The 25,350-nt window shown below is 43.1% G+C and carries 36 protein-coding genes; 2 read left to right on the plus strand and 34 right to left on the minus strand.

Going from position 1 to position 25,350, the window contains the following annotated elements:
• From DXZ23_RS10225 to DXZ23_RS10270, 11 genes are all read right to left on the minus strand, one after another.
• Positions 1–2,052: a tail fiber protein gene (locus tag DXZ23_RS10225; RefSeq protein ID WP_021723520.1), complete on the minus strand. Its 2,052-nt coding sequence runs from the start codon at positions 2,050–2,052 to the stop codon at positions 1–3.
• Positions 2,053–2,061: 9 nt separating this feature from the next.
• Positions 2,062–2,676: a baseplate wedge 1 family protein gene (locus tag DXZ23_RS10230; RefSeq protein WP_017805938.1), complete on the minus strand. Its 615-nt coding sequence runs from the start codon at positions 2,674–2,676 to the stop codon at positions 2,062–2,064.
• A gap of 8 nt (positions 2,677–2,684) precedes the next feature.
• Positions 2,685–2,912 (minus strand): hypothetical protein, encoded by a 228-nt coding sequence (locus tag DXZ23_RS15960; RefSeq protein ID WP_017805939.1) that lies wholly within the window; start codon positions 2,910–2,912, stop codon positions 2,685–2,687.
• Between the two features lie 5 nt (positions 2,913–2,917).
• Positions 2,918–4,120: a baseplate J/gp47 family protein gene (locus tag DXZ23_RS10235; protein WP_017805940.1), complete on the minus strand. Its 1,203-nt coding sequence runs from the start codon at positions 4,118–4,120 to the stop codon at positions 2,918–2,920.
• Entirely contained in the window at positions 4,113–4,478 is a 366-nt protein-coding gene (locus DXZ23_RS10240; RefSeq protein ID WP_017805941.1) for a contractile injection system sheath initiator, read from the minus strand. The genes DXZ23_RS10235 and DXZ23_RS10240 overlap by 8 nt, the downstream gene beginning before the upstream one ends.
• Positions 4,475–5,146, minus strand: coding sequence for a Gp138 family membrane-puncturing spike protein (locus DXZ23_RS10245; RefSeq protein ID WP_017805942.1), 672 nt, complete (start codon positions 5,144–5,146; stop codon positions 4,475–4,477). Before DXZ23_RS10245 ends, DXZ23_RS10240 begins: the two co-directional genes overlap by 4 nt.
• Positions 5,139–6,104 carry a phage protein gene (locus DXZ23_RS10250; protein ID WP_017805943.1) on the minus strand — a complete coding sequence of 322 codons (966 nt, stop codon included), beginning with the start codon at positions 6,102–6,104 and terminating at the stop codon, positions 5,139–5,141. The genes DXZ23_RS10245 and DXZ23_RS10250 overlap by 8 nt, the downstream gene beginning before the upstream one ends.
• Complete coding sequence (locus DXZ23_RS10255) at positions 6,082–6,414, minus strand: phage baseplate plug family protein (RefSeq protein WP_017805944.1); 333 nt, start codon at positions 6,412–6,414, stop codon at positions 6,082–6,084. The genes DXZ23_RS10250 and DXZ23_RS10255 overlap by 23 nt, the downstream gene beginning before the upstream one ends.
• A gap of 107 nt (positions 6,415–6,521) precedes the next feature.
• Entirely contained in the window at positions 6,522–7,316 is a 795-nt protein-coding gene (locus DXZ23_RS10260) for a BRO-N domain-containing protein (protein WP_017805945.1), read from the minus strand.
• A 311-nt stretch (positions 7,317–7,627) separates the two neighbouring features.
• Positions 7,628–8,779, minus strand: a complete 1,152-nt coding sequence (locus DXZ23_RS10265; RefSeq protein ID WP_017805946.1) for a type I restriction endonuclease — start codon at positions 8,777–8,779, stop codon at positions 7,628–7,630.
• 147 nt (positions 8,780–8,926) lie between these two features.
• Positions 8,927–9,505 (minus strand): phage baseplate protein, encoded by a 579-nt coding sequence (locus DXZ23_RS10270; RefSeq protein ID WP_017805947.1) that lies wholly within the window; start codon positions 9,503–9,505, stop codon positions 8,927–8,929.
• A gap of 89 nt (positions 9,506–9,594) precedes the next feature.
• Here DXZ23_RS10270 and DXZ23_RS10275 point away from each other — a divergent pair, with 89 nt between their 5' ends.
• Both DXZ23_RS10275 and DXZ23_RS10280 read left to right on the plus strand, forming a co-directional pair.
• A complete protein-coding gene (locus tag DXZ23_RS10275; protein WP_017805948.1) occupies positions 9,595–9,777 on the plus strand; it encodes a type II toxin-antitoxin system HicA family toxin in 183 nt (60 codons plus the stop codon).
• Positions 9,778–9,829: 52 nt separating this feature from the next.
• Entirely contained in the window at positions 9,830–10,249 is a 420-nt protein-coding gene (locus DXZ23_RS10280; RefSeq protein ID WP_017805949.1) for a type II toxin-antitoxin system HicB family antitoxin, read from the plus strand.
• Positions 10,250–10,286: 37 nt separating this feature from the next.
• Here the strand turns inward: DXZ23_RS10280 and DXZ23_RS10285 are convergent, their stop codons facing one another.
• The 23 genes from DXZ23_RS10285 to DXZ23_RS10390 form a co-directional block, all read right to left on the minus strand.
• Entirely contained in the window at positions 10,287–12,545 is a 2,259-nt protein-coding gene (locus DXZ23_RS10285) for a tape measure protein (RefSeq protein ID WP_017805950.1), read from the minus strand.
• Complete coding sequence (locus tag DXZ23_RS15470) at positions 12,542–12,694, minus strand: hypothetical protein (RefSeq protein WP_017805951.1); 153 nt, start codon at positions 12,692–12,694, stop codon at positions 12,542–12,544. The genes DXZ23_RS10285 and DXZ23_RS15470 overlap by 4 nt, the downstream gene beginning before the upstream one ends.
• Before the next feature lie 35 nt (positions 12,695–12,729).
• On the minus strand, positions 12,730–13,215 hold the full coding sequence (locus tag DXZ23_RS10290) for a phage tail assembly chaperone (RefSeq protein WP_017805952.1): 486 nt from the start codon (positions 13,213–13,215) through the stop codon (positions 12,730–12,732).
• On the minus strand, positions 13,215–13,643 hold the full coding sequence (locus tag DXZ23_RS10295) for a phage structural protein (RefSeq protein ID WP_017805953.1): 429 nt from the start codon (positions 13,641–13,643) through the stop codon (positions 13,215–13,217). Before DXZ23_RS10295 ends, DXZ23_RS10290 begins: the two co-directional genes overlap by 1 nt.
• A gap of 51 nt (positions 13,644–13,694) precedes the next feature.
• The gene (locus DXZ23_RS10300; protein ID WP_017805954.1) at positions 13,695–14,768 is read right to left on the minus strand and encodes a DUF3383 family protein; all 1,074 of its coding nucleotides are present in this window, start codon (positions 14,766–14,768) and stop codon (positions 13,695–13,697) included.
• Positions 14,755–15,264, minus strand: coding sequence for a phage neck terminator protein (locus DXZ23_RS10305; RefSeq protein WP_017805955.1), 510 nt, complete (start codon positions 15,262–15,264; stop codon positions 14,755–14,757). Before DXZ23_RS10305 ends, DXZ23_RS10300 begins: the two co-directional genes overlap by 14 nt.
• Before the next feature lies 1 nt (position 15,265).
• Positions 15,266–15,625, minus strand: coding sequence for a hypothetical protein (locus DXZ23_RS10310; protein ID WP_017805956.1), 360 nt, complete (start codon positions 15,623–15,625; stop codon positions 15,266–15,268).
• Positions 15,625–16,080, minus strand: coding sequence for a hypothetical protein (locus DXZ23_RS10315; protein WP_017805957.1), 456 nt, complete (start codon positions 16,078–16,080; stop codon positions 15,625–15,627). The genes DXZ23_RS10310 and DXZ23_RS10315 overlap by 1 nt, the downstream gene beginning before the upstream one ends.
• Positions 16,067–16,420: a DUF4054 domain-containing protein gene (locus tag DXZ23_RS10320; protein ID WP_017805958.1), complete on the minus strand. Its 354-nt coding sequence runs from the start codon at positions 16,418–16,420 to the stop codon at positions 16,067–16,069. The genes DXZ23_RS10315 and DXZ23_RS10320 overlap by 14 nt, the downstream gene beginning before the upstream one ends.
• 9 nt (positions 16,421–16,429) lie before the next feature.
• Entirely contained in the window at positions 16,430–16,651 is a 222-nt protein-coding gene (locus tag DXZ23_RS15965; protein ID WP_017805959.1) for a hypothetical protein, read from the minus strand.
• Positions 16,651–17,604, minus strand: a complete 954-nt coding sequence (locus DXZ23_RS10330) for a DUF2184 domain-containing protein (protein WP_017805960.1) — start codon at positions 17,602–17,604, stop codon at positions 16,651–16,653. The genes DXZ23_RS15965 and DXZ23_RS10330 overlap by 1 nt, the downstream gene beginning before the upstream one ends.
• Positions 17,605–17,678: 74 nt before the next feature.
• Positions 17,679–18,095 (minus strand): structural cement protein Gp24, encoded by a 417-nt coding sequence (locus DXZ23_RS10335; RefSeq protein ID WP_017805961.1) that lies wholly within the window; start codon positions 18,093–18,095, stop codon positions 17,679–17,681.
• A gap of 11 nt (positions 18,096–18,106) precedes the next feature.
• Positions 18,107–19,162: a DUF2213 domain-containing protein gene (locus DXZ23_RS10340; protein ID WP_017805962.1), complete on the minus strand. Its 1,056-nt coding sequence runs from the start codon at positions 19,160–19,162 to the stop codon at positions 18,107–18,109.
• An 85-nt stretch (positions 19,163–19,247) separates the two neighbouring features.
• Positions 19,248–19,682 (minus strand): hypothetical protein, encoded by a 435-nt coding sequence (locus tag DXZ23_RS10345; protein ID WP_017805963.1) that lies wholly within the window; start codon positions 19,680–19,682, stop codon positions 19,248–19,250.
• Positions 19,679–21,241 carry a phage portal protein gene (locus tag DXZ23_RS10350; RefSeq protein WP_021723597.1) on the minus strand — a complete coding sequence of 521 codons (1,563 nt, stop codon included), beginning with the start codon at positions 21,239–21,241 and terminating at the stop codon, positions 19,679–19,681. Before DXZ23_RS10350 ends, DXZ23_RS10345 begins: the two co-directional genes overlap by 4 nt.
• 2 nt (positions 21,242–21,243) lie before the next feature.
• The gene (locus DXZ23_RS10355; RefSeq protein WP_035695559.1) at positions 21,244–22,593 is read right to left on the minus strand and encodes a PBSX family phage terminase large subunit; all 1,350 of its coding nucleotides are present in this window, start codon (positions 22,591–22,593) and stop codon (positions 21,244–21,246) included.
• Positions 22,574–23,101 (minus strand): terminase small subunit, encoded by a 528-nt coding sequence (locus tag DXZ23_RS10360; protein ID WP_017806476.1) that lies wholly within the window; start codon positions 23,099–23,101, stop codon positions 22,574–22,576. Before DXZ23_RS10360 ends, DXZ23_RS10355 begins: the two co-directional genes overlap by 20 nt.
• Before the next feature lie 10 nt (positions 23,102–23,111).
• A complete protein-coding gene (locus DXZ23_RS10365; RefSeq protein ID WP_021723600.1) occupies positions 23,112–23,366 on the minus strand; it encodes a hypothetical protein in 255 nt (84 codons plus the stop codon).
• Positions 23,350–23,565, minus strand: a complete 216-nt coding sequence (gene lysC / locus DXZ23_RS10370; protein ID WP_046097555.1) for an Rz1-like lysis system protein LysC — start codon at positions 23,563–23,565, stop codon at positions 23,350–23,352. The genes DXZ23_RS10365 and lysC overlap by 17 nt, the downstream gene beginning before the upstream one ends.
• Positions 23,531–23,896, minus strand: a complete 366-nt coding sequence (locus DXZ23_RS10375) for a DUF2570 family protein (protein WP_228523718.1) — start codon at positions 23,894–23,896, stop codon at positions 23,531–23,533. Before DXZ23_RS10375 ends, lysC begins: the two co-directional genes overlap by 35 nt.
• Entirely contained in the window at positions 23,853–24,260 is a 408-nt protein-coding gene (locus DXZ23_RS10380; protein WP_017807118.1) for a M15 family metallopeptidase, read from the minus strand. The genes DXZ23_RS10375 and DXZ23_RS10380 overlap by 44 nt, the downstream gene beginning before the upstream one ends.
• Positions 24,253–24,585, minus strand: a complete 333-nt coding sequence (locus DXZ23_RS10385) for a phage holin, lambda family (protein ID WP_017807585.1) — start codon at positions 24,583–24,585, stop codon at positions 24,253–24,255. Before DXZ23_RS10385 ends, DXZ23_RS10380 begins: the two co-directional genes overlap by 8 nt.
• Positions 24,586–24,821: 236 nt before the next feature.
• Positions 24,822–25,334 (minus strand): hypothetical protein, encoded by a 513-nt coding sequence (locus DXZ23_RS10390; RefSeq protein WP_017807600.1) that lies wholly within the window; start codon positions 25,332–25,334, stop codon positions 24,822–24,824.
• Between the last annotated feature and the right edge of the window lie 16 nt (positions 25,335–25,350).

Consider the following 25,350-nt stretch of genomic DNA (forward strand, 5'->3'; position numbering starts at 1 on the left):
TTAATAACCTATTGCTAAAAACATCGTGTCATTTCGCTGGCTGACTACCTCAAAACCACTATTATCCATCTGTCCACGGCTTTGTACGGTACTTGTGTAGCTCCACATCTTAGTAAACTCTGTGAGTCCAATAAAAAATACTTGATTAGGAAAGGTTATTGGAAATGTTACTCGCCGTTGTGTGGTTGCTTCCCACCCTGCTCTAAACTTACCCCATTGAATAATTAATCCATTGGGCAATTTGCTCCAGCCATTTTCTGTAAACTGTTGGCTAAAAAGATTGTTAAGGTATTGCTCTACGCTTCGTTCAAAATCCGTTATTTCACTCACCCTATGCGTATGTAACACGTCCGCTTTTTTTGCCTTCACTTCTTGAATATCTTGTGCCAATCTACTTGCATCAAGTTGCCCAGCATTAGCAATCTCTCCAAACGCCTTAATCCAAAACTGCACCCCATCGAGCGTGTTTTGTGCTTTAATGCAGAGTTTGAGAACAAGGGATTTCGGGCGCGTTTCTTCCGCAGTTCGCGTATCTTTCTCTGTCGTATCCTTCGTAGAAGCAAGGTAGGTTTTTGCCCTTGCCCCATCGGCGACCGCCACGTTGTTCGCCTGCACCCTGCCTTTTTGTGCGGGCTTAAACGCACCCGGCACTACATTGGTGGTATCACTATCATGAATGACGATAGTGATACCTTTCTCGGCTTGATAATCGCCCCCGGCTTCGGTAGGAATATAGTGAAAGTGGTCTTGAAGGGCGTCTTGTTGCACCTCACCCACCGCAAGCAATGCCCCCGCGTTACGAATAAAGCGGTCTTTCGCTTTCGGCACGGCAGAAAGGCTGCCATATTTCGCCACAAGATGGCGATACAGTTCGGGATAAGCCTGTTCGCTAACTTGCTCTTCAATGTCATCAAAGGCAATCCAGCCTTCGGGGATATTGTCGGTGGCAAAATAGGCGGTCATACCCACATCTGAGCGACGTAAATCAGGCAGTTTGTTGCTATTGCCTAACGCTCGATATAAATCGGGGTAAGTGCTACTGCCAAAGGTTGAGCCATCAGCTAGTAAAAAGCCTTGTGGGTGAGTAATGGCGCGCGGAAAAGCCAGCACTGCGCCCACTGGCAAGCTATCTCCACCAACGCGCACCCACTCGCTCCAACCGCCACCACTGCGCCGATTGCGAGCATAGTAGATTTGCTTATCGTGCGTCACATACTCCTGCATCACGCCATACGCCGAGGGCTTAACCGTCAATGCCCCCGCGCGCGCCTCAGGATAATGACGCGCACTTGTGGCCAGATTATCATGCACTTGCCCGTAAATCCCCACGGTGGTGAGTTGATTAAGGTCTTGTGTACCTAGATTAGCCTGTACCTTAAAATCTTTGATGCCATAGCCGGCAAGGGTGGTTGCTGGGGATTGTTTAGATTGAGCGAAAGTATAAGCACTATCTGCTCTATTTTTTGCTTCAACACCTTTGTCATAGGCGGTTTTAACGGCGTTGCTCGTTGCCACGGTGTCGCTACTTGCCGAATTAATTGCATTAGATTTTTTGCTGTTGGGGATATAGTTACTCAGATTGCGGGTTAAGGCATCAATCAGCCCTTTCAACGTTTTCCCTGCTTTGGCGGTGAGCCCTAGGGTTTCACTATCGCTGTCTAACGCATTAGTAAGCTGTACAATGCCTAGCTGGGTTAGACTGGCTTTTGAAATTGAATGGGTATGCCCTGTTTTATCCACAAAATCCACGGTTTCAGCGTTGATCGCTTTTGGGGTGCTGTGTCCTTTAGCGATCTTCAAAATGGCATTAAGTAACGCATTGATATTGTCTTCTGTGGGTTCGATGCCCGCATTTTCCATTACAGCTTTGAGCTGTTTAAAAAGCCACTGATCTTTTTTGTCGTTCATCTGCTGAACGTAGTTAAAATCTTGTACTGTTGGCGTATCATCGCCTAAATGTGCCCAACCTGCTTCATAGTTGGTTTGTGAAAAATCGGTGGTATCGCCATTTTTCGCCCAAACAATTATTTTAAATAAATCCAGTAATTTCATTGCTTGTCCTTATTCGTCAATCAGTTCAACAGACACTTTTACCCCAGCCGCTGCGGGTATCCACGGCTTGGGATCTTGCTCTATCGCATCTATTTTATTTTTGCGATTACGTGTAATTTTGATATGAATTTCTGCATCCATCTTTTCTTGTACTAATACTTTGCTAGCCAGAAATAAGGCTTGGCACGCCTTAATCACATCTTCCACTGTACCGTGTGAATGGTTGGCGATTATTTTCCATTTGATCAGTCGCCGATAGGCTTCATCAGGCATATAGCTCACGGCTTTGGTATGCGTTTGTAGGGCGAGATCACGAATTGGAGCTTGGCTAAAGGCTTTGGCTTTGCTTTGCCCTGTAAAGCCAAAATACCAATCACCATTCATCTTAGTAAAAGGTCTCGGCATTCCTACAATATCGCCTACCCCGTCTAATTGCCGCCCGATTGCGGTATCAATATGCCGTTCAAGGAGCATTTGTTTTAAACTGTGTTGTAAATCGGTGTGAGGGGAAAGTAACAGTGAGATGAGGGTGTTTAAATTAGGTGAATAGCGAAATTGAGAAAGCTGTCGTTCTAAGCCTAATTGCACAAAATCCGCCTCAAGTGCGGTCAAAATTTTTGGCATTTTTCCTCCTAGCTGATAACGATGATAGCAGGATCGAACACTGCTTCTTCATCAGGTGCAATGACAATATTTTGTTCTTGGTAACGGGGTTCGGGATCGGTGATTTGATTGGTTTTCCCTATTTGCACGGTAACTTTTCCAACCCCTGACACAGCAATGCAGGCGGCGATGAGGCGTTGATGAATGACATCAGAACCTACCCCTAACTGCTTGCCATAATCTAAAATATTGTTCATTACGTTCACGATATAGCCCGCTTTGCCATTTCTCCTTCATCAACAAAGGTTTCAACGATGATTTTCAACCAAATATATCGCTTACGAGGGCGACTAAATTTGATCAAGTGCGGTTGGTTTTGGCTGTCTTTTACGCTGAGCGAGGTTCGTCCGTGTGTACCTATGCCGATGGGCTTATATTTCAACAAGGCTTTTGCAATGTCTTGATCTAACCCGCCTTTTATCACAACGTAAATACTGCGTTTTGGTATACCGTTAACCGTTTGATCCGTATCATTCTCATACACTCGCAAGGTGTTCACCCCCACGACATTCCGCAAGTTGGCATACAGTGCGTCCACCGTTGCCGCACCGTTTTGCCATACGCCAAGGTGATAGCGTTGATAGAGTTCGGTATCGCTTTCTTCAAAGCGTCCCGCCGTCCCCTCAACCAGATTATTCACTTCAACTACGCCATCTAGCATTGTGATAAGCTCGCTCATCTGTCCGATCTCTGCTTTATCCTCGCTAGGTTCTTCGGTACCCAGTTCAAGACGCAAGCCAAGCCGTGATAGGGTTAAATTCGGGCTGACAGAAATCGAAAAGTGCGGAGTAGATTGTGCGGTGATTTCAATAATCACATTATCATTTTGCACGCTGACATAATCGATCTCTTTGAGTTGCCCACTTAGTCCTTTAATAACACTTGCAACAGAAGAGCGAGTGGCACGAAAGCGATAGGCTACGCCATTAATTATCGCCGAAAATTCATCGTTAGGATTAATGGTTTTGGTGTTTAACTCAATGCGTGCATAAGCGGCTTGATTAGCATTAATTCTCGCCTCGCTATCCGTATAATAAAGGGTTTGGCTTGCTACATTGCGAACCGCTGTATAAGCAGGGATTAGGGTGTCCGCTTGCCCGAAGAAAATCACGGGAACGGTGGATCGTTCAGCCTGCAGGCGTTTCACCCCTGTAAAGGATACCGCCCGATCTAAATTCGCCCCTGTGGCACTCATTGGATACATCGCCCCATAAACACCCTCAACTAATTCCCAAAGGCTCGCAAAACGCTCTGCTTCAATGCTGAGCATTGTACCCAATACGGTTTCAGGAGTGATTTCAATCTCATTCCCAAACGCCTGTTTTGCTTTTTCAAATAATTCTTGCAATTGCTCAGGCATACGCTTACGCACAAAGCCGCTGCGTGTTAATCCATAATTAGCCATTTCGTTTTACCTCTATGCGATCTTGAATGCTCCCCTCATTTGTCCGAACGGAAAAGCTCACCACAAGCGTCCGCTCTTTACGGTGAAATTCTAAAGAAAGCCGTTCCACTGCCTTTACGCCCACAACGCCCATTATCTTTTTTCTGAAAATGGCTTGAATGCGGGTGCTATCGGGATTTTTCGTTAAAATTTCGTCAAAATAAGGCAAGCCTATGGTGGTATCTAAAAACCATTCCCCTAAAAACGTTAAAAGCACAACTTTGATTTGTTGTGCTTTTTGATTTATGCCTTCGACTATGACTAGCTTGTTATCTTTAAATAGCAAATCGTGCTGTGCATTTAATTTTAAATCGATCATTGTGCTGTTCCTGTGTTGCCTCCACTGTCGCCTTGATGGGTATGCCCTTGTAGAGAGATTCCCCCTGCTTGCACATCGCCCGTTGCTTTGAGAGTTCCGCTCACTGAAACACTACCACCATCGCCTGCCGTTGAGATACCACCATTAACCAGCACATTGCCGTTAAAAGTGCTGATTGGGGCGTTTACGGTAAAGTTGTCAGTGGTGATGGCAACATCGGGCGATTGGATCACAATATTACCGCTAGGCTCAATTTTGATTGAACCCTTGCCATATTTGATACATAAATTGACGGGATCGGCTACGGGTGAGCGACTATTTCCACCCAGTACACAAAAGGCATCGGAAAGATCGAACATTCGCGGATCGTCTGGTGCGTCTTGGCTTCCGCTTAGCCAGTTTTCCAGTGAACGTTGTGAGAAAATCAGCACGCAACCATCGCCCGCCTTGATCGGTAAGGTAATCTGAGCCAATGATCCGTTAATATCTGCCATTGGAAACAAAACGGGAATATTGACAATTTGCGGGGCTTTCAGCACCTCCCCGTTAGCAAGGCGTTTCGGGATAGTAGGCTGTGCCGTTACCCGTACCGTATTGGCATCATAAGCTAAAATTTTAGCGGGCAATGCCACATTAATTTCAGAAAGTGCGGTCAAAATTTTACGCATTTTGCTCCTCCGCTTTTTTGCGTTTTTTACGGTGTTTGCGTTGTGCTTTTTGTTCCGCTTTGGTTGGGGCATTGAGATCGATTAAATGTAATTCCGATTGCCAATCCCCTGAATGACTATCGCCCGAATGCTTGATTTTTTCTACCCGAAACCAGTTGGTGATGGTTTGGCTTTCTAGCTTGATTTTGTCGCAAGGATTAACCATTGGTAGCAGCAAACTTTTTACATTCCAGCCATCGCGAGCTTGACGATCAAAAGCGAATTTTTCTTCTTGCTTTTTATTCGGTGTATCTTGCTTTTTACTGCGTGCCGCTTCCCGTGTACGCTCAGGAAAGCCGATAAGTCCGCTGTCTTTCGCCAGCACATAGCCCGTCCGCTTCGTTACCCCCTTGCGATTGACAATTTGCAATTCGCCATTTTGGATAGACCATTCAAGCCCCGTGCCTGCGACCACTTTATCTAAGGCTGTACGAGCTGCCCCGTAAAAACTAAAGCCATTCGCCCAAAGGCGAGATTTCAAACTATCTGCCCCCACAAGTGGCACGCCCATTTTAGTGGCAATATCATTGACAATTTGCGTTGAACTCACTCCACCTTGATAGCCTAGCGATACCGCGGTATCACGAATTTCTATCAGCCCATCAAGTACATAAAGCTCCGTCACCCAATCGGCGTTATCGTGATAAGAATAAGCTGTAGCAATATCCCCCGAACATAACAAAATATTGCCCTCTTGCTCATAGCCTGCATATAACACGCAACGCATATCGGGTTGCTCCACCGCTTGCCTTGTGGTGGGGGCTAAATTGTAAATTTTGATTGTGTTTTCATTGGGTTTATTTTCGCTGTCTTTTTCAATATCAAAAGCAATCCGCATAGGCGGTTCAATCACAATGCCCTCTTTCTGTCCTTTCTTTCCGATCACTAATTGATAACTACGCAAAAAACGGTAACTCATCGTCCACCTCAATATAAATGAGCGTTGCTTGCCCTGATACAAAATCATCACGCCCGATAATTTGTTGATTATCCTCACGCACAATAATTAGCTCACCGAGTGGCAATGCCTCACGGCGAATAGGCTCAATTAATGGTCGGTTAGGTAACAGCACAATGTTTGAAGCTAGCTCATCGTTATAAGCATTTTCAATGGCTAACGTCCAAAAGCTCAGCGTATCATTCCAAGAAAAATGTAAGAAAAAGACCTCATCATCGAAATTCACTTCGGTGATAAAATCGTTTTTATTAGCAAGTTGAATGGTAAACATATCTTTCCCTTATATAAAGAGTCGTTTTTGGTGCAAAATTTTAAGCACGCCAAAAGCCGCTTGCGGTTTCCCACAAGCGGTTAAAGTGCGGTGATTTTTTGTAAAATTTATTTCACATAGCCTAATTTTGGCATTGTGGCTGCGGTTACGGCTTGTTCAAAATCATTGAGCCAAACCGTAAATTCGTGGTGAATGTCAAAAAGCCCTGCCGCTAAATCATTGCGGACGTAAGGCTCATAGCCCATTATTTGGTGAATTTGTCGCAATGCTGTTTCCGCTTTTTGGGCTTTGGCGACGGCAAGGCGATGAAATTTCACTAAGGCTTGGGCGGTATTAAGCCCAATGGCGATGTGTTCTTGCTTTTCGGGGATAATCAATTCGCCTTCTAAGATAATTTTGTGAGCATACTCCACTGCTTGCGGTAGTTGCTCTTTTGTTAGCTCATCAATGTGATTGACGTTGAAACGCTGGTGAATAAGTTGATAGGCGTCAGAGTAGATTAAGCCTTTTTTGCTCACAAGCATATTGACTGCATCGCGTAAACCTGTGCGATCATCAACTGTGGTTTGCGATCTTTCATATTTTCCTGTTTTGCGAATTTGTGGCAGCACTTCATCAAACACCCAATTTTGAAATTCAATCGCTTCCGCTTTGCGTGATTTGAAAATAATACGGTATAAGTTAGGTTCGTTGATAAAGGTAAGTTCTTGTTTGCCGCCGTTTGTAAGGGTGTACGCATTACGTACTCCCTTTTGATCTAACATTTCAGCATTAACTCTTCGTGAGTTTTTTATGTCCATTACCGCACAAACATCAGCAAGACAGAAATAGGCTTCGTTTTCGATTAATTCAGCACGAACAGTGTTAGATTTGAAGTTAAAAGTTTGAAGTTGAGTGTTCATATAAAGAACTCCTTTGAAAGTTTTTCGAAGTTTAAGATTAACCCAATTATAGGGTTGCCAAGAGGTTCGAAAACCGCCAAAGGAACGGTCGGGATTATTCCCCTTTCGGGTATTTTATTCTCCGCCCTCTCGGCATAGAGTGAAATGTGCGATCCATTCGTGATGAGAAATAGGAGAAACACAAATTTTACGCATAAAAAAAACCGCTATGCTTTCGGGTGCGGATTACCGCCTTTGGTTGTAGGTTTCGACGCCTATGAGATTAATATAAAATAAAGCCCTATTTATTGCAATAGGGCTTATGCTTTTTTCTACTTTTTCCTAGAAAAATTGTTATCATCCTGACAATATTCTAAGCAATCTTTAATTAAACCGCTAATTCTTAGTATATTCTCAGGTATATCAATAATAATGTTAGATCCACTAATTTCTAATCCTGCTCGCTGAATTTCCGCTTTATGAATTTCAGCTAGCTCTAAAGGAACGGTGATACTTGGTCGCTGTTTACTATCAAAGTAACGCAAGATCCATCGGTTTGTTTTTCCTTTATACAATACCGTAAAATATGATTCGGTATCTTTGGCATCAATTTCTGCATCTTCGCCTAAAATTAAAACAACATAATCAAACAGTAAGCGTTCCGTGTATGTTGTTACAATTTTACTGTTCTCTGGATCAATTACCGGTGCTTTCTCGTCAATTTCTTGATCGTGTTCCTGTTCTACGGCTTCTTCCAAAGGCTGATTTTGTCTTGATAAGCCTGATACAACCATTGCACTTACTGATTTTTCTACTGCCTGCTTAACAATCGGCGTAATAGAGTCAATAAATCTTTGATTCAGCTGTCTGCCAATATTTGAGCGGCTGGCAACGTAACGAACAAATTCACTATCAACATCTTTTAAGCTTTCTGTAATTGTTTTCGTAAAAGCCGAAAGATAAACACTTTCTTCTGCTAGTGTTCTCAAGGCTTCTGGCTGAAATCTATCGTGGCAGAACTGGCTTAGTTGATTTATTTTGGAATCATCTACATTCTCAAAATTGATCCGTAAAAATGGCGTATCGTCCATTATATTTTTTTCTTTTAGATCCGTGAAGAAACGCCATTCTCTCCCATTTGTAACGGCTGCTACGGTAACTTCAGGCGTTGCATTAAAATATCTTGATAACTGTGGAACGTGATTCGTCAAATTCTCATTGTACGATTTTGCCTCAATAAACATCACCGGGACATCGTGGCAGAATAATGCGTAGTCCACTCTTTCACCATTTTTTGCCCCAACAAAATCAGCAGTGTATTCAGCTCTAACTCTAGTTGGATCATATGGGCTAAATCCTAATATATCTAATAAAGGTAATATTAATGCCTGCTTTGTTGTTTCTTCTGTTGTGCAATGTGTTCCAACATTAATGACGTGTTGTATATGTGATAAAACGCGATCTTTAAATAAATTCTGGCTCATATTAACTCCTAAGCTGAAAATAGGAATTAATCATAGCAAAAATAAATAATATTTAAAGTGAGCGGGATCACAAAGCTAATTAAATAACTAAAGCTATAGGTAATAATTTTGATGTTTAAGAGATTGCGAATTCAATTTGCATCGCCCTTAATGCCTGCTATTTTTCCAAGCCCAGTTATCCCCCGTTTTTTTTTGTAAATCCGTTGGCTTTCCTGTTGCTGCTTTACCCGCATTTGCTTTTGTTTGTCCTGCTTTACCTTTCGTGGAGGCATCAACCTTTTCGGGAGGCATTTCTTCGGTTCTGAGAGTAACTTTATTGATTTTGCGAAACTCAGCCTTAACATTTAACCGTTCGCCATCATCGCTATTGCGTTCAATCTCAAGGCTCTCAATGGCAAAATCCTCATACACATCAAGCCCGGTAACAATGGTAATCAACTCACGGCGACCGTGTAATTCTCGCAAGGTTTCTTTGGCTTCGATTAATTTATATTTGCCAAGGCTGATATTAAATAATGTCCCCGCACTGGTAATCACGCCGCTTAAACTCAAGCGTTCACTTTCTTGCGTGATGTGATCGGAAATTACTGTGCCGTCTTCAACGGGATATTCCGTGATTTGGCTACTTAATGAGGTACTTTCCGTTAAAAGGGCATCAAGCTCTAACACGCCAATGGTGGTGCGTTTGCCCGCAATAGCGGAAAATAAAAGGTTTACGATACTCATAAAATACCTCTAAAAAACACAACAAAACTGTTACAACACAACAAAATTGTTGTATAATATAATCACTGTATAGCAAAGGAGGTCCCCCGATGAAATACAGTGAATTCTTGCGATACTTGCTTGAGCAAGGCTGTAAAGTCGAAAATACAAAGCGAGGAAGCCATCGCAAGGTAATGTTGAACGGACACCAAACTGTATTTCCCTACCACGGTAGTCAAGAAATCGGAACGGGGTTAGTTCACAAAATCAAAAAAGACTTAAAATTAAAATAAGCCTTTTCGCCCCTGAAAAGGGGCGTTTTTTAGCCTGATTTAAGGAGGAAAAATGTTACGTTATCCTGTTGAACTAAAAGCCGATGATAACGGCACTTTTCTTGTTACCTTTCCCGATATTCCCGAAGCGGCAAGTGTCGGAGAAGACATTGAAAGTGCCTTACTTGAAGCAGAGGAAGGATTAGAAACCGCACTGGAATTTTATTTTGATGATAAACGCCCAATCCCATTACCGAGTAAACCTCAAGAGGGGCAATATACTGTTCCGCTCTCTTTATTGCGATCATTAAAAGTGTTATTACTGAATGAAATGCTTGCTCAAGGTGTTCGCAAAGCAGAAATGGCTCGTCGCCTTGATGTACATATGCCACAAATCGATCGCTTATTAGATTTTCGCTATCCTTCTAAAATTGATTTTGTTGAAAAAGCCTTTAAAAAACTAGGGCGGGAAATTCATTTGGCGGTGAGTTAATATTCTACTAAAACTGCGGTCAAAACTGACCGCACTTTTATCCTGCATATTCAATTGACCCCACACCAAAAGGGGCAGGGCGGTTCTGTTTGAGCTTTCCTGATACCGCATTGGCGACCCCTGCTGGATTGGCAGTGCCTTGAATATTGAAGTTATTCGTTTGAGTAACGGTAGATTGCACGTTACCGCCGTATTTTGTATAACTAGGCAATGTGCTTGTCGGTTGCACATATTGGCTAGTCGGGGAAACTAACGCCGCTCCCGTTACATTGACTTCAGCTTTCGCACCATCAGAAAACAAATCTTTGATCCAATTTGGAATAAGGCTTTCAAACCAACCTACGACTGTATCAATAGACTTCTGCCACGCATTTTTAAATGTGTCGGTTACTTCATTCCATTTATTCACCGCCGTGGTTTTTACACCGTCCCAGATTTCGGTGGCTTTGTTTTTGATACCTTCCCACATCTCATCGGCGGATGTGGTAATCGCCGCCCAAATCTCGCTGGCTTTGGTTGAAATCGCCTCCCAAACTGCAAGTGCGATCCGTTTGACATCGTCCCAGTAAATAATTAACAACGCGATTGCCCCAAGGACTAACCCGATAGCAAGTAAAATCGGGTTAGAGGCCATTGCAACAAACATTGCTCTGGCCACTGCCCAGATTGCTTTAATCATCATTTTTGAGGCAAATAAAAATGCCTTACCGACTAAAAAGATCGCTTTTTTAGTAAAAAGTAAGATTGAAATAAAGGGTTTAATGATAAAAATGGCGAATTTAAACCCTTTACCAATGATCGTTCCAACAGAAAAAAACGCTTTCCCTAGCAATTTCAATGGAGCGAATATCGCCCAAAGTAGTGAAATAATCCCACTGATTACGGTTAAGGCGATGGAATAAAACGGTAAAAATTTCAGACTTAGCCCATCAATGAGTTTTCCTGCATTGCTGAAAGCTCCCGAAAAATCACCATTCACTAACGCCCGAATAATCCGCACTACTGATCCTACGGTTTTGATGAGATTTTTCAGCCCGTCAATCACATAGTTCATTACACTAGTAGCGAAGCCTTGCCAGTTTGACAGGTCAAGATCAACATTCGCCAGTTTTGCGAGGTCGCGAAGTAAGCCTTTAATATTTAGCCATACGCCATTGGCGAGTTTTCCTACTGCTTGGAATTTGTCCGCCCATTGATCGAACCTGCCAATCAATGCCCCTGTAAGAGAAATATCCCCTTGCGTCCAGCCGTAAATATCTTCTAACACCAAACCTACCGCAGTTAATGCGGCTGCCATTGCTAAAAAAGGAGCGGCAGCACGGGTGCCGTTAATGATAATCTGCTTTAAGCTGAGCTTGGTCGCATTCAGCATCGGTAGCAGTTTCGCCCCGATCGCGGAAGTGGCTAAAATCCCAACTAAGCGAATATTTTTCGTGATCCATTCCGCTGCGTTGTAAAAGGTTTCACCTAGCTTTGAGGCTTTGTTTACAACACGATCAATGAGCTGTCCTGCTTTATTCCTGAGTAGCGTCATTCCTCGCCCAAAGGTTTTTGGCATTTGATCAAATTCTTTTTGAATTTTCTCCGCCTGCCTTAATAATCCCTGGGCCAACTCTTTTGATGTGAGTTTTCCTGCTTTGCCAAGATCTTTTAATTGCCCAATGGGTACGCCGAAGCTATCGGCAATGGCATTAGCAAGGCGTGGAGCTTGCTCAATAATGGAATTAAGTTCATCACCTCGCAACGCCCCTGAGCCTAACGCTTGCCTTAACTGCATTAATGCCGCTTGCTGGGCCGCAGGATCGCCGCCGCCAATCGTCATTGTTTGCCCGATGATTTCCGTTAAATTTAACGTATCATCAAGGCTTAAGCCTAAATCGCTCGCATTGCGATTAACTTTAGAAAACAGATCCGCACTCGCTAAATAATCCTGCCCTGAGCGTTGCGAAATGGCAAAAATCTCATCAAGAGCGTGTTTATGCTCCTCAGCGGATTTGGTTGCGAGTTTAACCCGACTATCTACCGCCGCCCAATCATCGGCAATTTTAATTACATTACCGCCTGCGACCATTGCAAAATAACCACCAATCATATTCCGCAAGGAAAGCATATGGGTTTTCGCTTGATTGATCCCCTCCCCAATAGCTCGACTTTCTTGGGCTGCCCCTCGCAATGCGTTGCGTAACTTGTCCCGAATTTGCCCCGCAGCGGTCTGGGTTTGGGTGATATAGCCTTTGAGCTTAGAATTATCTACCTTGTACTTTAAGACGGTTACCAGCTCACGAATAACATTCATCGGTGTTTCTCCATTTGTTTTGCTTCCATTGCCTCAACCGCATCAAGTAATCGGTTAATTTTCAACAGTTCGCCCATATCCGTCAGCCCTGCGGTATTGAGTTCCGTCAAGGTAACTTTGCCCGCTAAAAAAGGACGCCAAGCGAGCATTTCACTTAACGTCCTTTCACTATATTTGCCAACGCTTAGGCTTTCTTCGCTCCCTCTTGCCCCGACCCAAGACGGGCAAGAAATTTCATAAAAAAAGGCTCAAAATTCAGCCTTAAAATGAAAATCACCAGCTCAATGACTTCTGACATATCGTCAAACACCTGATCGAAATCATTTTTTTGCAATTTTTTATCCGTGCCGTTGTTGAAATCATCACGTTGTACGGTTACCAATTCAGGTTTCACCAACATATCGACGAGTTTAACCAGTTCCGCCCCACTAAGTTGTTGGCTTAGTTGCTGTAAACCCTCGGCAAATTCCGTCGCACTTTTTTTCGCAAGCTCTGCGAGCTGACTGGCATTCGCTTTTTCGGGAGTATCTACACCAAATATTCCAAACATTTTTGCGAACGAGGGAGCAAGGGTTTTCTGTAAATCGCCAAAAATGCGTAACTGATCCATCGCTGAAAACTTTTGCACGAAAAACGTGCTTTCGCCGATTTGAATTTCTTGTCGTGCCATTAGTCATTTCCTCCAACAAATAAAATACCGTCTGAGGTTTCAATCACCCATTCACGGCTGCCAATTTCTTTGCCAAAATCAAGTTTGGCGGATTTTGTTACCCACGCCGTACTTGCGGCGAATAAGGAACGTCCACGCAAATCTTTCACCGCAATGGGGAAAGTGGAGTTTTTGCTCACCTTATCCGCCGCATATAACGCACTTAACACGTCATTAGTGCTGCTGGTTTGAAGTAACGTTAATGTAATTTTTTTACGCGGATCAGCACTGGTTGAGCGTGCTACTTCGCCATCTGCTCCTGCAACGGAGGTAATGCCGTCAGAAATTTCTTCAATATCAATAAAAGTGCCATCGGCAAAGCCTGTGGCAATAGCGGCACCAATCACGATACTCACTTCATCAGGCGCATAGGTTGCTAACGCTGCCATAAAAATTCTCCTATAAAAAAGACCGCACTTTTGCGGTCTAGGGTTAATCAATTAAAGGCTATATGCCAAGTTACCTTTCAATTCGGCAATATGAATTGCTCCCGCAAGGCGTGCGGAAAATTTCACATCTTGCAAAATACGGCTTGCCTTGTTGTTATCGGAAATGTTCGCCGATCTTGGTAGGCTGATGACATAACTCGGAATTTCCTTGTTGTCGTCATCTAATTCAACGGGGGCAATCCCGCCACGACTGACACCTAAATCTAACGCTTTGCGAATGGCCGCACCGATTAGCTCAATCCCTTTATCTGTATAAGGCACTTTGCCGTAAGCGTTAATCAGTACGGAGGTAACGTTAATCTGCACCTCTTGCACTAGCCAATCACGGAAGCGAATCACATCAATCCATTCTCCCGCTGCCACTTTTCCGCCTTGGGTTACAGCAAAACTGCCGTTGAATTTCTCAAAGGTTGTGGCGTTTTTCTTCGCACAGGCGAGATAATCCCCCTCACTTAATGGCGAGAAAGACACCCCGGCGAGCTTTTTCAAATTCCACGTTTCCGCACCAGGGTAAAAGGTGAACGCGTAACTCATTAAGGCGATTTCTGGATATTCTTCATCGGCTTTATGGGAGTACATCACTGCACTACGGTAATATTGCTTCGCTTCTAACTTGCTGGCGATGTCCGTTTTATCCGAAGACTGCAAGAGTTTTTCATCATTGCTTGCGGTTGCGAATAATTTGCCGTTCGCTTCTGCCCAAGCGGCGGCTAATAGCACATCATCCACTTCACGGGAAACAAAGCCTAAGCCGTACCAATCATTATTTTCTTTTGCCACGGCTGCCAATGCGTCAGTAACGCTTTCGCTCGCATCTTTACGCCCGATAAACACTTGTGCAACGTGCGTAGGTTGAGAAAATGCCGTTGCCACCGCTTTATACAGCGGATCGGTAGATCGCAAGCCGAGATCTAATAATTCATTCGGATCGGTAACCACTAACAGACGAGCGGAATTTTTTAAAGTATGTTCACCTAAAATCAACAAATCACTAAACGACTTGCCAGCGATTGCTGTTGTGTTGAGATCAATTGTAACATTGACCAAACGATCAATTTTTGCCATTATTTTTTACTCCTATTTGAGTGATGTCGGAAAGCCCGCCAACTTGGCTCGTGACCTCCACCTGTTCAATAATTGAAAGCATATCTTCAACCGCAACGGCATAGCGGATTTCAATTTCCACCATCGCACGATCTTGATATTCCTGTTGTTCATTGAGATAAGCTAAGTGCGTAATTCGCCCAATTCGCACCAGTGCAACACCTTGCTCATTCCATCTATTCCGTTGTGTTACGGTACTTAACTTCATACAAAGGCCACGCAACGCATTTAAGCTGTTTTCTCCGAAATAGTTAATCTCAAGGATGGCATCAACATGGGTTTTCACTTGTTGATTACCTTGATCATCAAGCTTGGAATAATGGGAATGTGTAGGCGTTTGTTCAAAACGTAATTCATAAGTGAAAAAAGGCTTTTCAGGCTCTCGTCCATTTTCATAAGCACGAATAAAAGGACGTGCGGAAAGCGTAGAAAGCAAATCATAAAGTGTGTCTTGCATTTTATTTCACCCGTTGCGCTACATAGCGGTGATGTTCGATCACGCCTGAATGGTAAGTAGAACGCGCCACCACTTCATAACGTTCCCCCTCAAACAACACGATCGCGCCGTTAGTTTGGTTTTCACCTGCCACATCAAGGCGAAAATTCGTGTAAATTTTCACCGCACTTGCAATATGTCGCCCTTGCATCATTGATGACAATCTATCCATCTCTCGCGTGTTTAAGGGCTGAATTGATGCCGTAAATTCTTGCTCTACTTCTTCGCCATTTACCCATTTACCTTTGATATATTGCCCCTCTGTTCGCACCAATAACTTGTAAGTCTTGCGAAAAGAGGACTGAAAAGGAAAAGACTGCATCACACCTCCACTTGATAGCGAATAGCTTTGGATAGCAACCTATAATGAATTAGCGGCTTTGAGCTTTTCTTGCGTTTTACCGTGGCTTTTGCATTTGGTTGCCAAGGGTAATCTCGCAAAGTATTTTCTTGCTTATTCTGATACCATTGACCAAGCCTTGCCATTTCTAATCTCAGGTCACTGCCTTTTGCCACATTAGAAAAAACACGGCCTAAATATTGAGCAACTGCTTTTTGGTTATCCGTAAAACTTTGACGAATAAAGGGACGAGAGGGAATTTTATCTGTACCAAACTCATTCCAAATAGCAATATCAACCAAATTAGCTCCGCTTTTTTCGTGCTGTCCTGCGTCAGACTGAATACCAATTTTTACACTGGCATTGGCCATCTTTTGCATTAACGCAAGCTCTTTTTCTAAGCCCTTGTTATTAATTTTGACTTCAACATCGCTCATTATTGCCCACCGTGATTGCCCCTAAGCGTAAGCAAAGATCGTTGAGTGCGTCGAAATTGGCTAAAAAGCGTTGGGCATTGCTGCCGCTCTCGCCATTAGCAAAATATTCACGCTCTAAATCCCCCTCTCGCTCACGCTTTAACCCTAACGGGTTCGCCCTCGCCTCGACAGATTGAGCCAGCAAATAGGCGGCGTACCACGCTACCGCCTCATCTTGCTTTTCTTCCGTCAAGCATTGTGGGCGATAATTTTCTGCAAGCTCAAGTGCGGTGTTAATTTCTTCCGTTTCCATTTTTTGAGATACGGGATAGAAAAAATGCAGTAATGCGGTAACGCCCATTGATGACTCCTATTTTTTGCCTTTGTTTGATTTCTCGGACTTAGTCTCTAGCACTTCTGAGTTGCTTTCAGGTACTTCCGAGTTTGCATCAGTGTTGATTTGTATCAACGTCCCACGTTCAAGCAAAGAGGCTAACCCTACCGCATTCTCAGCCACTTCAATTTCCTGATTTGGGGCGATAAACACCCCATCAAGGCGAATTAAACGAGGCTCAATATTACGCACTAACATTAGGCAGTTACCTCCGCTTTGGTTGCTGATAATGGATAACGCAAGAACACACCGCCAATACGGGCAATACAATTCACCACAAGCTCAAGATTGCGTTCTTGTGCTGGTAACTGCGTGAAATCTTGCGGGGTTTCAAGGCTCAAGTTATCCGCATTTTTCTCATAACAGATGACAAGGTTTTTATTGCCTGAACCCGCTTTTTCTAGCTCCCATAAGCCCTGAATCACAAGATTTGGGTGTTTACGCTTGAAGAAAGTTAGAACATCAACCTTGTCAGCGGTGTCCATATATTTGCTGGATAAGGTTTGGTAATCACTCAATGCTAACAATAAATGGGTAGGCTGATGCGTGCCTTTTGATTGCAAAATCACCGTGTCGTGCAGATTATCTAAATCCGCTAAAACTGCGTCCGCTTTCGCCGCTTTCCAACCGCCCGCGATTGTGGTTTCGCCCAAATTCGGGTGATTAATAAAGCCGTTTAAGCCAAATTCTTTATCGCCTAACAAGGCAATTTCATTCATTTTGATTTCAACCGCACGGCGTGCTGCTCTGGCTTTTGAGGCAGGTAAATCGGTTTGGTTAGCCGCCGCCGCTTTAAGCTCTTGAAGATTGTAACCATAAGACGCACCGATATTTTTCACCTTAATGGCACGTTCCTTCATTGCCACATCTGCACGTGGTAAGTCATCAGCATAGTTGGCAATCACTTTCGCCATTCCCACCGTATCAAAGGTACGTTCAACAATGGTTTCTGCCCATTCAGGGGCTTCTGAGGACATCGGCACAAGGCTAAGCCCGTTCATCGCAGGGAGTTTTTCTTCATAAGTGCGGTTGCGAACCACTTCCAATTGGCGGGCAGTAAATAACCCCGCATCTTGGTTAAAAACGCCAGCAGCATTTAAGCATTTATTGATTTCATTGAGTTCAAAGGCATCTTGATGAAAATCTGACATAATTTTTCCTTATAAAAAAGCCCCCTCAATATTGAGGAGGCGGATTGAACAGTTAAAAGGGAACCGACTTGCGATTACGCTAATTCCACTAAGGCGAGCTTGCCGTATTGACCGCAATCGACGACATCGGTTTTAAAGACGGCATTGGGCAACGCAGTCGTACTATTTGACCCTACTTCGCCCGTTGCAGGGTTAAACTTCACCGCACTGCCTGCCGTTACTATTTTGCCGTTTTCAACCACACACCAAACCACGCCTTTGCGTAGCACGGAAACCGCATCAAATTGAGCATAGCCACCCACTACGGCGTGAGAATGTAATGCGATGCCAACGGGCGTTGTGCCACCTAATTTCACCTGTGTGGTTTTTGTCCCTTGGGTTAAAACAGTGCCAAAATTGACCGCACTTTCTGCGGCGAAAGTTTCCACTAAATCATAGCGGCTATCGCCTTTCATTCCTGCGAACGCAGGGCGTTGAAATGATTCGTACATTGCTGTTCTCCTTATTGATTGCGACTGGCAAGCATTGCCGCACGTCCTGTTAATTTTTCACCTTTTTGCCCGTCTTGGGTAAAGGTGTGTGTTACTTGGCTACGTTGCGAACCTAACGCGTCTTGGCGAGATTTTGCTTCAGCCATTGCCATATCAAAAGCCGCTTCAATATAGGCATCAGATTTTTGCGATAAATCCGCACCATCTTGACGAATAGCCCCGATCACCGCTTCACGCAATTGGCGATCTGTGCTATCTGCTTTTACTTCAACTTGATGCGCTTTCGCCACATTCTCTAACTCAACGCGAGCTTTTGCGATATTAACCGCATCTTGCTTGAGCTTTTCCATATCTGCCTCAAGGGTTTTCACTTTGGCATCTAACGCATCTGCCCGAGCGGTTTCTTTGTCCTTTTCAGCAACAGCAGTTGCAACATCTTGTTTCAATTTATTTAATTCAACAATCACTTCTGGGGCGGCTTGATAAGTAATGCCACTATCTAAGCGAATGTCTGCGAGTTTTGTTTCACTCATTTGAGGTTCTCCATCTTCACGAAATTCTACGGCATCCGCCGCGTCCATATTAAGCTGTGCATTACCTGCACGCCCTGCTTTAACGATAGCTAAATGATTGGGCTTGATATTACGTTGAATTGCGTCATAAGGCTCACCATCTTCCGTAATGCCGCTTTTCATCTCAAGCTCAACAGCATAGCCAACCGATAATTCTTTTTTGCCTAATTCCACCGCCTGCGTATTGTGGATCACAATATCCGCGGTTAAGTTATTGCCATCTTGTTTGCCCTCTGAAAGCACCGAACCAACCACTAGATGGGCGTTATCTTTGTTGATTACACCGTGATGTTCATTAGTGATTGGAATGCCTTTATAAGCTCGCAAGCTATCAGCATTAAACACTTCATCAGGTGGCCGATATTCCCGCCGTTTTGTGCCGTCAGGCAACTGATAAATAAAAACCCCAGTCCTTGTTAGAACTGGGGTATCAAAAATAAACCCGTTATCATCTCGCCTTGCTTGTATCGCTCGGCGATCGTATCGCATTACCATTTCTATATTTATCCTAAATTTATATTCTAATTAATAGACCCCCCTGAAATTTTGTATATTTCAGGGGGGGGCTGTGAACATTAAATCAACTAATCGCCATCATTCGATGGTAAGCATCTTTTTTACTTTCTCGCAAGGATTGTATTTCGGACTTCGTCAGGTGTTTTACGTGAATTGAGTATGAATCTTGCTTCTCTATAATCTCTTTCGTTGCTAAAAGAATTTTCTTTTGTTCGGTTTCAGTAATATCATCATCAATTTCTTCAAAAAGTGCTTGCAATTCATCTAATAGGTTCATTTCATCACTATCAAGCTCACTTTCTTCTAACTCATTTATCCAATAAATGAATAACGAAGTCAAAATATAAAATGTGTGCTGATCGGCATCGGCAAACATTTCTTTTTCAAAAAAAGCCTTATGTTTCAGAATATGTTTAGGGAGTAACGCAAATAATGCCTTGCGATCATCATCGGTTTTGGTGTGAACAAACTGCACTAATACTTTAAGAAAGTGTTTCATAATGATTTCCAATTAGGGCTTGGCGTGGCTTTTTTCTCAAACGTGATAATTTTACCATCTGCCTTAGATTGAATAACAGCGATTTTACGCTTAGCATCGAAAATAACTAATCTATCTTTACGCTCATCAATATAATTAGGCTTAGTCGAAAGAATAAAAGCAATGGCTTCGTCAATACTTAGTCCTAATTGATTTAACCTTTCTCCCAATCTAGCGATAGCGTGAATATCAAGAATAATTCCATTATCAGCAAACCTATTATATAGTTTTTTTGCTTTTTGGGCTTTTTGATAGTCGTTAATGTCATCTTCGCTTACCTCTGGCAAAGCCGCCGCTGTAATCCCCAATTCTTCTGCAATTTGCTGCCGTAATTCTTGCGTTGATAATGCCCCGCTATCTACTAAGTCAATCAGCCGTCCGATTTCTGCTTTGGCGGCTTCGGCATTCAATTTACGGGCTTCCGCTTGCTCTTTATCTGTTGGCGTATTGAGTGATGGAAAGTGAATTTGCCAGTTTTCAAATGGCTTAATATGTTTTTGCAACATCATCAATTCAATCAACCGCTCTAGTACAGGTTTGATTTTGTGCTGCTGGATACCCTCAATCAGGTCATAATAGCTCTCAAAATCACTTTTTCCTGTGGCGTTCATTCCTTTTGCTGATTGCCCGAATAAAATTGCCACGGGAATATTCACATCTGCCGAGATGGCGATTTTGAACTCATCAAGCACATCAACGATGCCATTTAAATCAGCGTTTAAAATGGTGTAATCATCTTCAAAATCTACCGCCACCCCGTTTAGTAGATTGCGCCCCCGTTCAACAAGGTTAATCCGCTCTCTAATCTGATCTTCTAAACCGTTACCGATGGCAAGGGCAAGCCCTTTCATTTTATGCACGGCTTGCTGTTTACGCTCCAGAATTAATGATGACCAAGTGAGCGATGTTTGATAATCACGGATTTTTTGATACGCTGTCTTCACGACACTACGCCCAACCCAATGCAACCCTTTTTTTAATCGCTCAGGCATTGGATCTCCACCCATAAATAACAAGCGGCTTTCGTGAATTTCCACTTGGCTTTCAAGAGAGCCATTCACCGCCCCAATATTGAGGCGGTAGGTTTCAAACCGCCCATAATTGGTTTGGCGTGGATCTAAATAGCGTCTTGTTGTCGGTGAAATTTGACTTAAATCAAACACCCTCACCTCATCAATGCGATTGAGTTTATTGATGTTCAACGGCTCGCTGAGCTTCGCCCCGTCATCGGTTAAAAGCAACATCACCGAGCCACCGAATAGCCGCGACCAACGCACCATATCCGCCAAGGCTGGCAAAATTTTCAGGCGATCAAGGTCATTGAAAATCACGTTATCCTCATCACCTTCAATCTCAACAGAACGAGAAATCGCCGCATCGGCTGGCATATCTACCACCCGAGCCGCCAACCCACCTAGTTCATACAGGGTTAAATCCAAAAGTGCGGTGCTTTTTTGTGGTGTTTTTTGAAAGTGGTTTAGCCCTAAGGCATCGGCATAGCCGTCTTGGTTAAATGGCATAATTAACTACCTAATCCAATAAATCGTGATAACACATCGTCTTTCGGGGCAAAGCACATCACCAAGGCATCCGCTTTATTTGGTGAGGGGATGCCCCGTTTTTTCATTTCTTTTTTGCTCTCGACTTTCACGCGCCCGTTATTGTCATAATCCACATAAGGGCGGGATAACTCCGCTTTTAAATAATCCAGATCGTGAATTTGCGATGAAAGGCTGATTAGCTCATCAACGGGATAGCTTTCCTGATACTTGATGGCTCGATAGGTTTTGTAAAAGCGATCTCGCAGCCGCCACCACGCTTGAGCCTTGATATTGGCGAACATATCTCGATTGGTTTTACCGAAAACATATTCTTCTTCAGGTTCAAACACCGCCCCGCCTGCATTAAACCCATTAATCACGAGCCTTTTATCTTTAATGCGGTTGTAATGGGCTTTCACTCCTGCCCCAACGCCAATGCTATCAAATACAATTTCATCAGCGTTAAACTCAATGGCGTTGAGCCTTGTGCGATCCGCACTGGCAATCACATCATCGCCTTTCCATTCATCAACCCGTAGCACCACTGAACCGTGCGAAAACGCATTGGCATTTGCATCAGCCCCTTCATCAGCCACATCAAAGCCGACAATTTTTCTGCCTTCAGGTTTAAACCCGAGTTGAATATGTGCATCAACGGCGGCATCAATCCATACGGGCTTAATGATCACTTTATCGCTATCTGCAACGGGTTCCCCCTCCCAAATATGCCGATAAAGCTCATAATCTTTCGCCTTGCAATCTTCCATTTCTAATCGCAAGGTTTCGGGGAAAAAGGGATTATCTGTGAAATTAACTTTAATCAGGACAATATCGCTTGGCGGCGAAACAACAAAGCGTTGATAAGTATCATCAAGAATATTTTTCGGGTTAAAGGAAACCCAAATTTCAGAATATTCTTTCCGAATAGTTGGGATTAAAATTTCCCAACTCTCTTTTGACACATTTTCGGCTTCTTCCACCCAGCAAATATCAATCCCCTCAAGGGATTTAATTTTAGTTGGGTTATTTTTGATGCCGTAAAACAGGAAAATCGCCCCCGTTTTAAGGTTGTAGATTTTGTTTTTCTGCACATCAAATTCGGCTTGATAGCCATAGCGTTCGATTGTATCGGCAAGTAACTGAATCACCGAATCACTAATCGAGTTCTGTAATTCCCTTGCACACAAAAAACGGATTGATAATCGGCGGGCAATTTCAATTAACAGCCTCGCTATCGTCCAAGACTTACCACTACCACGCCCACCATAAGCCACTTTGTAGCGATGAGGCTCAATAAAAGGCAAAAATTTACTAATCAGCTTCTGCGTCATCTGAAAATAAATCCCTTAATGAGCCTAATGCCATAGAGCCATCGCTTGAGGTTAAATCTACTTTTTGGCTGAACATTCCTAAATGCTTGCCAAGTAATTCAAACGCCTTATTAGCCCCAGTTGGTTCAAACACAAAACATCGGTCATCTACCGCTTGCGTTGTTCCCTCTTGGGCGTTTTTAATTACAGTAGTAATGGTTAATGGCTTCTTACCTGTACATATAGCGAGATATTCTTGCAGATCATTAATAATCCCATCAACCGTTAAATTATGGCGTTGTTTATGTTTATCTTGTAATGCTTCAATACGGAGTGCGATCGGAGTGTCCTTTAATAATTTTTTTGCATTTGAGTTGATTGCACTTGATTTCATTTTAGAACAATCATAACTCTGCCGATACGCTTCACTTGCATTCCCAAGCTCAATATAGAGCTGACAGAATTTTTCTTGTTTTGGTGTCAACCCACGCCCTTTAGACGTGGACTTAACCCCGTCTTTCTTTGGCATAGGTTAATCCTTATTTAATTTCTCCAGTAATACGAATTTTAAACATTGGCACATATTCAGGGTTGTGGATATTCAGCAGTCCCTCAATAAAAAAGCCGATTTGATCTGCGACAGTTAAAACCCATTCAGGAATAAAATTAGCCGCCCCAATAATGGGGGCTTCACTATCAATATCTTTGACATAAACAGGAATACCCCAAAGCCATCCATAATGCGTGAAGCCTTCCTCAATCAATTTCTTTTTCGACTTATAAAGCATTCCCATTTGATTTACTCCACTCAATCACCCCACTTAACCGCCCCGCACAAATCTCACGTTCTTTCTGCACCACTCGCAAATAAATAATCGCATCACCATACGTTGAGCCGTTAAATGCGGTTTGCTGACAAGGGATTAAATAAATGCTCGGTGGTAGGTGATACTCTGTTTTAATTTTTGTGCTGCAACCGCTTAATAACATCATCAGGCAAAGGCTCGCGGCTACAATCCTGCCCTTTAATCCTTTTATAAATAACGCGAATATCTTCATCGGCTTTTTCTCGCTGTACTTGTTCAAGTGCGGTCTGTTTTTGTGTCGTTTTTCGTTCATCTTCGAGCTGTTTTGTTCTTTCTGCGAGATTATGGTTCAGTTGCTGTATGGTTTGAGCTTGCATTTGATTTTTGGCTCTCAAGCTACTTATCCTCTGCGACTGATACCAAACCCAACCACACAAGCCCAAAATCACGCATAACCACAACAGCGAGGAATATTTACGGATAAACGGCACGATGTAATTCAAAATGCGGGCCATCATAAAAACGTTCATCTTCACTTTTCCCATTACCGTTCCAATCTCCACCCCAGCGAATGGTGACATTTAATTCTTTGGCCGCTCGAAACATTGCCTTCGCAATTTCCTTAAATTTATCCCGTTCTGACCAAGGGATTTTTCCTTCAACCAGCGGGGCTAAATCCACCGCGTGACCGGTTAAATGACGGCTATTCATTGTTTTAGTTGCCCCTTGCTTAAAGAGTTGGGCTTGGCGTGCTTTTGTTCTTACCCCTTCAATCACCGCAAAATCAACGGTGCTATATTCAAGGGCTTTTCGCACGACCTTAACCAAATCACCGTGAACACCTTGTAAATGCTTTTCACTACGTTGGCTAAATTTAAACATCTTTTTCTACCCGTTTTTTTAACACCAGCATTAAATATTCACGGATTTTCTCCGCACCAATAAACCCAAGCATTCCCCCGATAAAGGTAGCTAGCCCCTCTGAAAAACCTAAATGATTTAACAGCGACATACTTGACAAGGTCAAAGCTCCACAAATTGCCCCATCCAATATCCGTTGGCGAAAACTCGTTTTCTGACGCAAAAAGGCAGCGCGTAGCAAAGACATAAAAAACGCCATCGTGAAACCCACAATGGCGTTGTAATTTTGATGAATATATGCCCCTAAAATAAGCCATATATTCGGATCGTTGTTTGGCATTTTCATCACTCCGCCTCCTTTTTGAGGCAATAAAAAAGCCCTGTCCGTTAAGACTAGGCTTGAAATAATATTGACTTCTGTCAGCTCAAAGCTCCGCAAACGCTGAAATATTGATACTAGCTAGCGTTTCTCAATACTCTCCTCAGAACTAGCTCCTACGCTAGGTTGCGTGATTACTTCTGTAAAAAAAAGCCCCGACCGTTTCCGATCAGGGCTGTTAAAAGTTTGCTCACTCTATTTTGTTACATCTCTAACACAAACGCCAACACCTCTTCCATTGATGAAAACGTGAGTTTGTTTAAATCTTGCTTAATCAACACAATTTCAAATGAGCCATCAATATCTGTCCACCCTAACTCGGCTAAACGTTTTATCATCGCTTGATACTGCATAATCTCCGCGGATAAATCACCCGTTTGAATCGCATTAAAATATGCTCGTTTTAAATTAACACTAAAGCCATAGGATTGATTTAAGTAATCGACATCAATAGTAATATCTGCACCAATAAAGCTATCTGCTGGATCAGAAAATTGAATACGTATATTCATTGAGCCTTTATAGTTAGCTTCAATCGTGCTTGGAATATTATTTATTACGGTAAAACCTTGCTCTTGTAAAAAAGAAACTGCTTCATCTACCATTAACGAAATTGCGTTTTCTTTTTTATCTCGCAACACACTCAAACGTTGTTCAAATAACGCATTACATTCTGCCTTTAAATCTGCAAGCTGTTTACGCAATTCAAATGACATAGTTATCTCCTTTTAG

The sequence above is a fragment of the Avibacterium paragallinarum genome (assembly GCF_900450705.1).
GTDB classification, from domain to species: Bacteria; Pseudomonadota; Gammaproteobacteria; order Enterobacterales; family Pasteurellaceae; genus Avibacterium; species Avibacterium paragallinarum.